Below are 12,170 nucleotides of genomic sequence, written 5' to 3'. Positions count from 1 at the left end.
ATCTTTGGCTGAAACTCTCTCGAGATACGATTGATGGCCGAAATGACTGACTCTGATGTACTGATCGTGGGCGCGGGCCCGGTTGGGCTGACGCTGGCGATCGATCTGGCGTGGCGGGGAATCAACGTCACGGTCGCGGAAACGCGCGCCCGTGCCGCGCCTCCGGAGCCGAAATGCAATCACGTTGCCGCTCGCACCATGGAAACCTTCCGGCGGCTCGGCATCGCCGAACAGGTGCGCAACGCCGGATTGCCGGCCGATTATCCGCATGACATCAGCTATCGCACGTCGTTTACCGGGCGGGAACTGGCGCGCATTCCAATTCCCTGCCGTCGCGACCGCTTCACCATGACGGACGGTCCTGATTGCAACTGGCCGACGCCGGAGCCGCCGCATCGCATCAACCAGATCTTCCTTGAACCGATCCTGTTTGAGCATGCCGCCGCGCAACCGCGCATCCGCATCGTCAACCGGACATCGGTCGAAGACGTGGTGGTGGAGGATACTTCCGCAACCGTCAGCCTGCGCGATCTTGAAACCGGGACGGTGAAGCGTTTGAGCTGCCGCTTCCTCATTGGCTGCGACGGCGCACGCTCCGTCGTCCGCAAGGCGATGGGCGCGGAGCTGACCGGGGATGCCATCATCCAGCGTGTTCAGTCGACCTACATCCGCGCGCCCGGGCTGATCGATCGCCAGCAGTCCGCGAATGCCTGGGGCACCGGCGCGATCAATCCGCGGCGCTCCGGCATGGTGTACGCGATCGATGGCCGCGAGCGATGGCTGGTGCACAATTATATGAAACCCGGCGAGACCGAGTTCGAGGCGGTCGATCGCGATGCCTGCCTTCGGACCATTCTCGGCGTGGGAGCGGACTTCAAATACGACATCATCTCGAAAGAGGATTGGTACGGACGCCGCCTGATCGCCAACAAGTTTCGCGATCGTTGCGCGTTCATCGCCGGCGATGCGGCCCATATCTGGGTGCCCTATGCCGGTTACGGAATGAACGCGGGCATCGCCGATGCGATGAATTTATCCTGGCTGCTTGCCGCCCATCTCAACGGCTGGGCGCCGGCTTCGATTCTCGACGCCTATGAGGCGGAGCGCTGGCCGATCACCAGCCAGGTCTCGCGTTTTGCGATGTCGCACGCCGAGGCTGAAATTCGCCGCCGTGGTGCGGTCCCCGATGAAATCGAAGATGCGGGATCCGCCGGCGAGCTGGCGCGGGCGGAGGTCGGGCGTCTCGCCTATGAGATCAACGTGCAGCAATATGCCTGCGCGGGCCTCAACTTCGGCACCTATTATGATCGTTCGCCGATCATCGCCTATGATGGCACTGAGCATCCGGCCTATACGATGAGCAGCTATACGCCCTCGACCGTGCCGGGTTGCCGCACCCCGCATCTGTGGCGCGAGGGCGGCGCCTCGATCTACGACGCCATGGGACCCGAGTTCACTTTGTTGAGGTTTGATTCCGCCGTGGACGTTACCGCGCTGCAGGCTGCGGCGCGCGAGCGGGGCGTGCCGCTAAAGCTGCTTGAGATTGCAGAGCCCGAGACTGCCGCTTTCAACGGCAGCAAACTCGTGCTGTCGCGTCCGGATCAGCACGTCGCATGGCGCGGCGACAAACTGCCGTCCGATCCGCTGGCGCTGATCGATCACGTCCGTGGCGCTATAAATTAGAAAGGCTGGGCCGGACCAGCCATGACGTTTCGTGAAGCCGCCTGAAAATTGGCGGGTCAAACGTTAGTCTTCGTTCGCGGCGATCGATTCCATCAGAGACACGAGCTGACGTTGCACGGTCTGATCCTTGATCTTGCTATAGGCGCGCAGCAATCTCAGGCTGAACGAGCTATCGAGAAACAGCAGGCTTTCGACTTCCCGTGCCTTGCCGTCACCGTCGTAAAAGAACGTGACGGGCACATCGAGCGCGGTGGCAATTTGCTGAAGACGAGCAGCGCCGACGCGGTTGACGCCCTTCTCGTATTTCTGGACCTGCTGAAAGCTGACGCCAAGCTGCTCACCGAGCTCCGCTTGCGAAATTCGTTGCTCGACACGTCGCAATCGAATCCGCTTGCCCAGTTCAATGTCGGGTTTTCCGGCACTGCGCTGCTTCATCTTCTTTGCGGCTGATTTATTCATTCTGCTTTTACCGTCCTTCGGTCGAGAAGCCCCTGAACAGCTGGGTCAGGGATTCATCTTATATACCGCTTAGTTCGCTGGGATGGTGGAATTCTTAGCTAAGTCACGGGAATTTTGTCGCGCCAAAGGCCACCACAAGGCGGCCGGTCATCCGGCGCATTTGCAAAGCATAATAGGATAGATCGAACAGGAAATGCAATTCTAGGTTCAGAGGTACTATCTTCCGCCGGCCGGGGCAGGACTTAATTCTTATGGCAATTTGGAACTTATTTGGGGCGCTTCGAGGCGGAATGCCTGGAACTGGCTCTCCGGCACGGCGGCGATCAATGGCCCGGCTCCCGGCGGTGCCGCATTATTGATCGAGATAATCTTGTGCATCCGCTACATGAAGCCGGATTAATCCCGCAGATCGGCGTCAGGTTTGGCCCAGGCGCGGGGCGCGGCCAGCCACCAGGAATGATACCGACTTCATGATTCACGATGTTTCGATCCCCGCCGCGCTGATCGCAGGTCTGGTCAGTTTCCTGTCGCCGTGCGTGCTGCCTTTGGTGCCGCCCTACCTGATCTATCTGACGGGAGCGACGATCGAGCACGTCGCCAATGACGAACCCGCGTCCGCCTCACGGCGGGCCGTGATGATTTCAGCGTTCATATTCGTGCTGGGCTTTTCGACCGTATTTGTGGCGCTTGGCGCCAGCGCCTCCCTGATCGGCACGCTGATCCGCGCCTGGTCGGCGGAGCTGTCGATCCTTGCCGGCATCGTGATCATCATCATGGGGCTGCATTTCCTTGGGTTGACGCGGATTGGATTTTTGATGCGGGAAGGGCGCCTGGCGATACCCAAGCCGGTCGGGCTGTGGGGGGCCTATGTGATGGGCCTGGCCTTTGCGTTCGGCTGGACACCCTGCATCGGGCCGATCCTCGCAGCGATCCTGTCGGTTGCGGCCGCCGAGGCGACGGTGACGAAAGGTGCCGGCCTGCTTGCGGTTTATTCCGCCGGCCTCGGCATTCCCTTCCTGCTCGCAGCTTTCATGCTGGAGCGGTTTTCGTCGCTGTTCTCGCGGATGAAACGGCATCTCGCCAATGTCGAGCGGGCGATGGGCGTGCTCATGGTCATCACCGGCGTTGCCTTTCTCACCGGCGCGGTATCCACCGCCAGCATCTGGCTGCTGGAGACGTTTCCGGCGCTGCAGAATTTTGGCTAGAACGCATAACCCCGGCTTGCCAGCCGTCCGTTAAAGATTGCTGTCGGTAATCGCCGCGTAAACCATGGTCCGCAGCTCGCGCCGCAACGGATAGGCGCTCGACGGCAGCACCTGGGTCATGAAGATCGCGATCAGTTCCTCGGCCGGATCGATCCAGAACGATGTCGTCGCAGCGCCACCCCAGGCATATTCGCCGGCGCTGCCGGGGATTAATGTTTTGGCGGGTTCCATGGTGACGGAGAAGCCGAGACCGAAGCCGATGCCGTTGTAGGTCGCTTCGCTGAACAGCGAGCGCGACATCTCCGGCAGGTCGCGTCCGCCCGGAAGATGATTTGATGTCATCAGCGCCAGCGTCTTCGGACCGAGCAGCCTGACGCCGCCGAGTTCGCCGCCATTGAGCAGCGCACGGCAGAAGGTGAGATAATCGGCCGCGGTTGAGCACAACCCGCCGCCGCCTGAAATCAACGTGGGCGGCGACAGGAAAGAGCTTGTGGTCGGATCATCCTGCAGCGTCAGGCCGCCTTTGCGATCGGCAGCATGAAATGTCATGCCTCCTTGCGGGTCGGCCGAGTAACAGGCCGCGAAACGATGCACCTTGTCGGCCGGCACGAAGAAGTCGGTATCGTTCATGCCGAGCGGATCGAAGATCCGTTCTTTCAGAAACTGCTCGAACGGCCGGCCGCTGATCTTGCCGACGAGATAACCGATTACATCGGTCGAGACCGAATAATTCCAGGCGTCGCCGGGCGAGAATTCGAGCGGGATTTTTGCAAGATCCTCGATCATCGACTGCAGCGTGCCGGCCTTGATGACCTCGCCGATCTTCTTTTCGCGGTAGGCGGCGTCGACATTGGAGCGCTGCTGGAAACCATAGGTCAGACCGGAAGTATGCCGCAGCAGGTCCACGATCAGCATCGGCCGTGACGGCGGCTTGGTCAGGAAGCCCGGCGCGTTCCCGGCTGCGAAAACCCCAAGGTTTTTCCACTCCGGAATATATTTATGGACGGGCTCATCGAGCGCGACGCGGCCTTCCTCGAACAGCATCATGAAAGCCACGGTCGTGATCGGCTTGGTCATCGAATAGATGCGAAAGATGGTGTCGTCCTTTACCGGCACTTTGCGCTCGACATCGGCAAACCCCTGCACCGCGCTGTGGACCACCTTGCCACGACGATAGACCAGCAACTGGGTGCCGGGAAAGCGGCCGGCCTCGATGTAGCGATGCTTGAGATGATCCTCGATACGGTCGAAAGCGGCCTTGGACATGCCGGCGGATTCGGGCGAGGCGGGGGTCGGGGCTAACATCGGGCGTGTCTCCGGTGCTGTCGAGGGTTGTCTTGATAGCCGAAAAGTGCGCTCTGTTCCAACCGCTACATGCTTACCCCGGCCGGGTCGCTGGTGTAAGCTAGCGACCGCAATCGTGCACCCGCAGGACAGTCCCAATGCCCCAATTCAACGACACCGAATTGACCGCCGCCGTTATCGACAGCTTTGAGGAGACGCCGGACCCGCGGGCCAAATTCCTGCTTCAGGAGTTGGTGAAGTCGCTGCACGAATATGTCCGCAAGACCGATCTGACCTTCGAAGAATGGGAATATGCGATCGATTTCCTGACCCGCACCGGGCAGAAATGCACCCCGATCCGGCAGGAGTTCATCCTGCTGTCGGACGTGCTCGGGGTTTCGATGCTGGTCGATGCGGTGAACCACAGGGAACGCGAGGGCGCCACCGAGACCACCGTGCTCGGCCCGTTCTATGTCGGCGAACACAAACAGATGCCGCACGGCACCGATATCTCCGCCAATCTGCCGGGAGAACGCATGTTCGTGCAGAGCCGGGTCACCGACCTCAAGGGCAAGCCGCTGGCCGGTGTGCCGGTCGACGTCTGGCATGCCGACGATGACGGCTTTTACGATTCGCAAAAGGCGTCCTATGCGACGCAGGGGCCATCATCGCGGGCGCGGTTTGTTACCGACGCCGATGGCCGGTTCTTCTTTCGCACCATTCTGCCGTGCAGCTATCCGATCCCGACCGATGGTCCGGTCGGTGAGATGATCCTGCAGACCAGGCGGCATCCGATGCGGCCAGCGCATGTGCATTTCCTCGCCAATGCGCGGGGCTATGAGCCGCTGATCACTCACGTGTTTATCGACGGCGACAAGTATCTGGATTCCGACGTGGTGTTCGGCGTGAAGAACGATTTGATCGCCAAGATCGAAAAGCGCACCGACGCCGTGATGCCCGACGGCAAGCCGGCGACGACGCCGTGGCATTTGATGACGTATGAGTTTCATATGAAGCCGGGTCAGGGCACGGCGCCGCAGCCGCTTGGCGTCAAGGCGACCGAGGACGCCTAGCGTATACAATCCGAACCTCTTGCTCATTTATTGTGCGGCGCACAAGGATTGAGCGAATCGCAAATTTTAGAAGCGGCGCTCGAACTTGGAGCGCCGCCCGGCGCGATATCTAACATATTATAATTCCTGAATTTTTTGCGCTGCAGCGGCTTGGCACGAAGCTTGAATAGCCTATGCCGACGCCATCGAAGCCGTCCCTCGAAATCAATCATCCGAACTGTAACGCCGCTAGGCTGGGGCCTCCCCAGCGTGCGCTTCCGTGTCTGGAACGCGGCCGCGATGACACCGGACGAATCGACATTCAGCGCAGGCAGAAAGGAATCTTCAGTGAGCAAGCAGAACCCGACCTGGATCTCAGAATGGAAACCGGAGGACGAGGCGTTTTGGAACGCGACGGGCAAAACCGTCGCCAAGCGTAATCTGATCTGGTCGATTGTTGCGGAGCATGTCGGATTTTCCGTCTGGCTGATCTGGAGCATCGTCGCGACCAAATTGCCGCAGGCCGGCTTCCACTACACAACCGACCAATTGTTTCAGCTGGTGGCGATACCGGGATTGATCGGCTCGCTGATGCGATTTCCCTACACGTTTGCGGTGACGATGTTCGGCGGCCGCAACTGGACCATCTTCAGCGCGTCCGTGCTTCTCATCCCGACGCTCGGGCTCGCCTATTTCGTGAGCCAGCCCGATACCCCGTTCTGGCTGATGCTGCTGGTGGCGTCCACCGCAGGTCTCGGCGGCGGCAACTTTGCCTCGAGCATGGCCAACATCTCCTTCTTCTATCCCGACCGCATGAAGGGCTGGGCGCTTGGCTTGAATGCCGCCGGCGGAAATATCGGCGTCAGCAGCGTCCAGCTGTTGACGCCCATTCTGATGGGGGTCGGCCTTATCAACCTCTACCAGGCGACACCGGTTGCGGGGGTGTACCTCCAGAACGCCGGACTGATGTGGGTGCTGCCGCTGATCGTCGCGGTGTTCGGCGCGGTCTTCTTCATGAACAACCTCACCTCGGCCAAATCCTCGTTCAAGGACCAGCTCGCCATTGTCGGGCGCAAGCATACCTGGATCATGTCCTTCATCTATATCGGGACGTTCGGCTCCTTCATCGGTTACTCGGCGGCGTTTCCGTTGCTGATCAAGACGCAATTCCCGGCTGTCACGTTGGGCATCGCGTTCCTTGGACCGCTGGTCGGCTCGCTGTCGCGGCCATTGGGCGGCTTGCTCGCCGATAAGATCGGCGGTGCCATCATCACGTTCTGGAATTTCATCGCGATGGGCGCTGCAACGATCGGTGTTTTGTACTTCGTCGGGATCAAGGACTTCACCGGCTTCCTCGTGATGTTCCTTATCCTTTTCGTCACAACCGGAATCGGCAACGGATCGACCTACCGGATGATCCCGTCGATTTTCCGCGAGGAGAATCTGCGGAAGGCACAGGGCAAGGGCGAAGCCGGCCGGGCGCTCGCCATGAAGACCGCCAGCATCGAGAGCGGTGCTGCGCTCGGTTTCATCGGCGCGATCGGCGCCTGCGGCGGTTACCTGATCCCGAGCGGCTTCGGCAAGTCGATCGCCGTCACCGGTGGTCCGCAGCTCGCCCTGGAAATCTATCTGGCGTTCTACGCGACCTGCCTGGCGCTCACATGGTGGTTCTACCTGCGCAAGAGCCCGGTGGCGTCGGGCGCCACGAGCCTCGCCGAGGCGCGGGTGTGAAGGCTGCCTGAAGCGCCGCCAGCGCGTGCCGGAATTCCTCTGTGAGCGGCAGCGTCTGTTGAGGCGGCTTGGTTCTCTCACCCTCGCCCCGCTTGTGGGGCGAGGCGACAACAAGAGGAGTGAACAAACATGACACCTGATCAAGTCAACCTCGTGCAGCAGAGCTTTGCGAAAGTCGCGCCGATTTCAGAGCAGGCGGCCGTGCTGTTCTACGATCGTCTGTTCGAAGTCGCGCCCTCCGTGAAGGCGATGTTTCCATCCGACATGACGGAACAGCGCAAGAAACTGATGGCGACGCTGGCCGTCGTGGTGAACGGGCTCGGCAATCTGGAATCCGTATTGCCGGCCGCGAGTGCGCTGGCCAAACGCCACGTCAGTTACGGCGCAAAGCCGGAGCATTATCCGGTCGTCGGCGGCGCGTTGCTGTGGACGCTGGAAAAGGGACTCGGAGACGGATGGACGCCTGAAGTCGCGGATGCCTGGACCACGGCTTACGGGACGCTTTCCGGATTCATGATTTCCGAAGCCTATGGCCGCTCGCAGGCCGCCGAGTAGAGAGTAGCCGCCGTGAGCGAACCCCTGGTTGTCGTCGGTAACGGAATGGCGGCTGCGCGCCTGGTCGATGAACTCGCCAAGGTCGCGTTGGGCCGTTACGCCATCGCCGTGATCGGCGACGAGCCACGGCTTGCCTATAATCGCGTGTTGCTGTCGTCGGTGCTTGCTGGCGAGACGCAATCGCATGACATCGAGCTCAAGCCCGCGACATGGTGGCGCGACCGCGGCGTCACGTTGAAATATGGCTGCTTGGCCACCGAGATCGACGTCGGCCGGCGTGAGCTCAAGATCGCCAATGAAGAGAGCGTTTCGTTTTCCAGGCTGGTGCTCGCCACCGGTTCGATGCCGCTGTGGTTGAATTTACCCGGCGCGGATCTCGTCGGCGTCCATACCTTTCGCGATACCCGCGACGTCGATCTGCTGCTGACGCTGGCCGCGCAGAAAAAGCGCGTTGTCGTGGTTGGCGGCGGACTGTTGGGACTGGAGGCGGCCTATGGCCTTGCCAAGGCGGGCGCCCCGGTGACGCTCGTTCACTTGATGGACCGGCTGATGGAGCGCCAGCTCGATGCGCCGGCCGCGGACTTGCTGAAATCACTGGTCGAGCCGAAGGGCATCAAGGTCCTGCTGAACGCCAACACCGCGCGCATTCACGGCGATACCCGCGTCGAGGGCGTCGAACTGACGGATGGCCGAAAACTTGATGCCGATGCGGTGATTTTCGCGGCGGGCATTCGGCCCAATATCGCGCTGGCAAAGGAAGCCGGGATTGCCGTCAACCGCGGCATCGTCGTCGACGATCACATGCAGACCGCGGCACCGGATATCTTCGCGCTGGGCGAATGTGCCGAGCATCGCGGCATCTGTTACGGCCTGGTTGAGCCGGCCTACGAACAGGCGCGCGTTCTGGCACGGCATCTGGCGGGCGAAACCGCTGTTTATGGCGGCAGCGTGGTCGCGACCAATCTCAAGGTCTCCGGTGTCAGCGTATTTTCCGCGGGCGATTTCATCGGCGCCGACGGCAGCGAAACCATCATGCTCAAGGATATCAGGCGCGGGACCTATAGAAAGCTCGTGATATCCGAGGGCCGGCTCACCGGGGCGGTCCTGGTCGGCGATGTCGGCGACGCGCTCTGGTATCTCGAATTGATCCGCACCCGCGAGCCTGTCGCAAGCATCCGCAGCGGCATGATGTTCGGCCGCTCGTTTGCGGTCCGGCAGGAGGCCGCATAACCTGATGACGCGATCGCTCCCATGACAGCCATCGATCCCGCCTTGCGCGCCACCCGCACCACCTGCGCTTATTGCGGCGTCGGCTGCGGCGTGCTGGCGACGCCTGACGGCAACGGCGGTGCCGCGATTTCGGGCGACACCGAGCATCCCGCCAATTTCGGGCGGCTTTGCTCCAAAGGCTCGGCGCTCGGCGAAACGCTCGGGCTCGAGGGCCGGTTGCTCCATCCCATGATCCGCTGCAGCAACGGCGTCATGGAACGGGTGGCGTGGACCGACGCGCTCGACCATGTTGCCCATCGCTTTCATCACATCATCGCGCGCGACGGCCCGGGTGCGGTGGCGTTTTATCTCTCGGGGCAGTTGCTGACCGAGGATTATTACGTCGCCAACAAGCTGATGAAGGGATTCATCGGCAGCGCCAATGTCGATACCAATTCGCGGCTGTGCATGTCGTCGTCGGTCGCGGGACACAAGCGCGCGTTCGGCGCCGACACCGTGCCAGGCTGCTATGAAGATCTCGACGAAGCCGACCTGCTGGTGCTGACAGGCTCGAACGCCGCGTGGTGCCATCCGGTCTTGTTCCAGCGCATGCTTGTCAACAAGCAACGCCGCGGCGCGCGCATCGTCGTGATCGACCCGCGCCGCACCGATACCGCTGGAGACGCCGACCTGTTTCTCGGCCTCAAGCCGGGCACGGACACCGCGCTGTTCAGCGGACTATTGGTATATCTCGCCGACAATGGCGCGCTCGATCGCGACTACATCGAGCGCTATACCGCCGGCTTCGAAGACGCGATGGCGCGGGCGCGCAGCATCGCCGGCAGCACGGCGGCGACTGCGCTGGCGACCGGACTTGCCGAGAAAGATGTCGCCGCGTTCTTCCAGATGTTTGCGAACACGCCGCGCGTGGTCACGCTGTACTCACAAGGCGTCAACCAGTCGGCGCAGGGCACCGACAAGGTCAACGCCATCCTCAACTGCCACCTTGCGACAGGGCGGATCGGCAAGCCCGGTGCTTCGCCGTTCTCGCTGACGGGGCAGCCCAATGCGATGGGCGGACGAGAAGTCGGAGGGCTCGCCAATCAGCTCGCTGCGCACATGAATTTCACGCCGCCGGATATCGATCGGGTGCGGAGGTTCTGGAAAGCGCCGCGTATCGCGACACATGAAGGGCTGAAGGCGGTCCAGATGTTCGAGGCGATCGCGCGCGGTGAAATCAAGGCACTGTGGGTGATGGGCACCAATCCCGCGGTGTCGTTGCCGGATGCCGACGCCGCGCGGGCGGCGCTTGGTAAACTTGAACTGTTCGTGGTTTCCGAAAACGTTCGCTCCAACGATACCGTCAACTCAGGTGTGCACGTCCTGTTGCCGGCGCAGGCCTGGGGCGAGAAATCCGGCACCGTGACCAATTCGGAACGGCGGATCTCGCGTCAGCGCGCATTCCTGACCCCGCCCGGAGAGACCAAGCCCGATTGGTGGATCGTCGGCGAGGTCGCAAAGCGACTCGGTTTTGGCGCGGCTTTCAATTTCAACTCGGCGGCCGATGTATTCCGCGAACATGCCGCGCTATCGGCGTTCGAAAATGGCGGCAGCCGTGATTTCGATGTCGGCGCGTTGAGTTCGCTGTCGGACGAGGCGTTCGATGCGATGGCGCCGGTGCAGTGGCCGATACGCGCCGGCGAGGCGCCGCGGCCGCGCCTTTTCGCCGATGGAAGATTTTTTTCCAACGACCACAAGGCGCGTTTCATTGCACCGGAAGTGCCTGTCTTGCGGACCGAGACGACGGCGGCGAGGCCGCTGCGGCTCAACACCGGCCGCATCAGGGACCAATGGCATACGATGACCCGCACCGGCGCCAGCCCGCGGCTGGGTCAGCATCTGCCGGAGCCGTTCGTCGAAATTCACCCCGATGACGCGCTAAAATCCGGTGTGACCGACGACAGCTTTGCGCGCATCACCACCGATTACGGACAATGCATCCTCAAAGTCGTCGTCAGTGAGCGGCAGCAGCGCGGCATGCTGTTCGCGCCGATCCACTGGAGTGAGGAGACGGCGTCCGACGCGCGCGTCGGCGCGCTGGTGGCGCCATTTACCGATCCATATTCCGGCCAGCCCGAGAACAAGGCGACGCCGGCATCAATCGTGCCATACGAATATGTCTTTCGCGGCTTTGCGTTGTCGCGCGCGCTACTGGCCCTGCCGCCGCAGATCTGGTGGACGCGCGTGTCGGTCAGTGGCGGCCACGGCTATCTGCTCGCCAACAATGCCGATCTCGCGGGTTGGCAATCCTGGCTGCACGCCGCGGCCGGCGACGATCTCGCCGAATACAAGGATGTTGGCGGCGGGGTCTACCGGGCGGCGTCCTTTTCGAATGACCGCATCGAGACCTGCCTGTTCGTGGGGCCCGCGCGCGACGCCGGCGACTGGAATGTGGTCAAGAGCCTGTTTGCCGCGGAGGCCCTGAGCAACGATCAACGCCGGACCTTGCTGTCGGGCAGGTCGATGGACGGGCTCGCAAGCGCAGGCCCGGTGGTCTGCGCCTGTTTCGGTGTCGGCCGCACCACGATCTGTGATGCGATCGCAGCCGGTGCCGGCACCGCCGCCGAGATCGGAGCGCGGCTCAAGGCTGGAACCAATTGCGGTTCGTGCATTCCGGAATTGAAACGGTTGATCGCGCAGGCGCCTGTTCCCGGCGCTGATTCCGACCAGCGTCAATTGGCAACCGCTTCTAACTGAGATCTGTTCATTTTCGCTCCTCATGGTGAGGAGGCACTCTTGCGCCATCCTTCGAGACGGGCGACTGGACAACGCAAGCGCGTTATCAGGAGAACGCACTCCGATGGTTCCTTTTCGTCATGGCCGGGCTCGTCCCGGCCATCCACGTCTTCTTGTTTTCTGGCCGCAAAAACGTGGATGCCCGGCACAAGGCCGGGCATGACGAGTTTACGCGAGGGTCCAGTTTTGTTGGCTG

The 12,170-nt window shown here is 61.8% G+C and carries 9 protein-coding genes; 7 read left to right on the top strand and 2 right to left on the bottom strand.

Features of this window, described 5'->3' with window-relative positions; all coding sequences use genetic code 11:
* Positions 1-42: 42 nt before the first annotated feature.
* On the top strand, positions 43-1,683 hold the full coding sequence (locus BLV09_RS13415) for an FAD-dependent oxidoreductase (protein ID WP_244549067.1): 1,641 nt from the start codon (positions 43-45) through the stop codon (positions 1,681-1,683).
* A 63-nt stretch (positions 1,684-1,746) separates the two neighbouring features.
* Here the strand turns inward: BLV09_RS13415 and BLV09_RS13410 are convergent, their stop codons facing one another.
* Positions 1,747-2,142: a helix-turn-helix domain-containing protein gene (locus tag BLV09_RS13410; protein ID WP_100380604.1), complete on the bottom strand. Its 396-nt coding sequence runs from the start codon at positions 2,140-2,142 to the stop codon at positions 1,747-1,749.
* A gap of 470 nt (positions 2,143-2,612) precedes the next feature.
* On the opposite strand from BLV09_RS13410, the gene BLV09_RS13405 reads away from it, so the two are divergent.
* On the top strand, positions 2,613-3,347 hold the full coding sequence (locus tag BLV09_RS13405; RefSeq protein ID WP_146687654.1) for a cytochrome c biogenesis CcdA family protein: 735 nt from the start codon (positions 2,613-2,615) through the stop codon (positions 3,345-3,347).
* Positions 3,348-3,377: 30 nt separating this feature from the next.
* Here the strand turns inward: BLV09_RS13405 and BLV09_RS13400 are convergent, their stop codons facing one another.
* The gene (locus BLV09_RS13400; RefSeq protein ID WP_146687653.1) at positions 3,378-4,652 is read right to left on the bottom strand and encodes a serine hydrolase domain-containing protein; all 1,275 of its coding nucleotides are present in this window, start codon (positions 4,650-4,652) and stop codon (positions 3,378-3,380) included.
* Positions 4,653-4,789: 137 nt separating this feature from the next.
* Here BLV09_RS13400 and BLV09_RS13395 point away from each other — a divergent pair, with 137 nt between their 5' ends.
* From BLV09_RS13395 to BLV09_RS13375, 5 genes are all read left to right on the top strand, one after another.
* Positions 4,790-5,704, top strand: coding sequence for an intradiol ring-cleavage dioxygenase (locus tag BLV09_RS13395; RefSeq protein WP_146687652.1), 915 nt, complete (start codon positions 4,790-4,792; stop codon positions 5,702-5,704).
* A 279-nt stretch (positions 5,705-5,983) separates the two neighbouring features.
* Entirely contained in the window at positions 5,984-7,414 is a 1,431-nt protein-coding gene (locus BLV09_RS13390; protein WP_146687651.1) for an MFS transporter, read from the top strand.
* Between the two features lie 129 nt (positions 7,415-7,543).
* Entirely contained in the window at positions 7,544-7,969 is a 426-nt protein-coding gene (locus tag BLV09_RS13385) for a globin family protein (RefSeq protein WP_100380609.1), read from the top strand.
* Positions 7,970-7,981: 12 nt separating this feature from the next.
* Positions 7,982-9,199, top strand: coding sequence for an NAD(P)/FAD-dependent oxidoreductase (locus tag BLV09_RS13380; protein WP_146687650.1), 1,218 nt, complete (start codon positions 7,982-7,984; stop codon positions 9,197-9,199).
* A gap of 21 nt (positions 9,200-9,220) precedes the next feature.
* The gene (locus BLV09_RS13375) at positions 9,221-11,935 is read left to right on the top strand and encodes a nitrate reductase (RefSeq protein ID WP_146687649.1); all 2,715 of its coding nucleotides are present in this window, start codon (positions 9,221-9,223) and stop codon (positions 11,933-11,935) included.
* The last annotated feature ends 235 nt before the right edge of the window (positions 11,936-12,170 follow it).

The organism is Bradyrhizobium canariense (genome assembly GCF_900105125.1).
In the GTDB taxonomy this organism is placed as follows: Bacteria; Pseudomonadota; Alphaproteobacteria; order Rhizobiales; family Xanthobacteraceae; genus Bradyrhizobium; species Bradyrhizobium canariense_A.
This window is presented reverse-complemented; position numbering and strand designations above follow the sequence as displayed.

Bases quoted from the DNA above. Each gene is read 5' to 3' on its own strand.
- BLV09_RS13415 (WP_244549067.1), top strand. From the start codon at position 43: ATGACTGACTCTGATGTACTGATCGTGGGCGCGGGCCCGGTTGGGCTG.
- BLV09_RS13410 (WP_100380604.1), bottom strand. From the start codon at position 2,142: ATGAATAAATCAGCCGCAAAGAAGATGAAGCAGCGCAGTGCCGGAAAA.
- BLV09_RS13405 (WP_146687654.1), top strand. From the start codon at position 2,613: ATGATTCACGATGTTTCGATCCCCGCCGCGCTGATCGCAGGTCTGGTC.
- BLV09_RS13400 (WP_146687653.1), bottom strand. From the start codon at position 4,652: ATGTTAGCCCCGACCCCCGCCTCGCCCGAATCCGCCGGCATGTCCAAG.
- BLV09_RS13395 (WP_146687652.1), top strand. From the start codon at position 4,790: ATGCCCCAATTCAACGACACCGAATTGACCGCCGCCGTTATCGACAGC.
- BLV09_RS13390 (WP_146687651.1), top strand. From the start codon at position 5,984: ATGACACCGGACGAATCGACATTCAGCGCAGGCAGAAAGGAATCTTCA.
- BLV09_RS13385 (WP_100380609.1), top strand. From the start codon at position 7,544: ATGACACCTGATCAAGTCAACCTCGTGCAGCAGAGCTTTGCGAAAGTC.
- BLV09_RS13375 (WP_146687649.1), top strand. From the start codon at position 9,221: ATGACAGCCATCGATCCCGCCTTGCGCGCCACCCGCACCACCTGCGCT.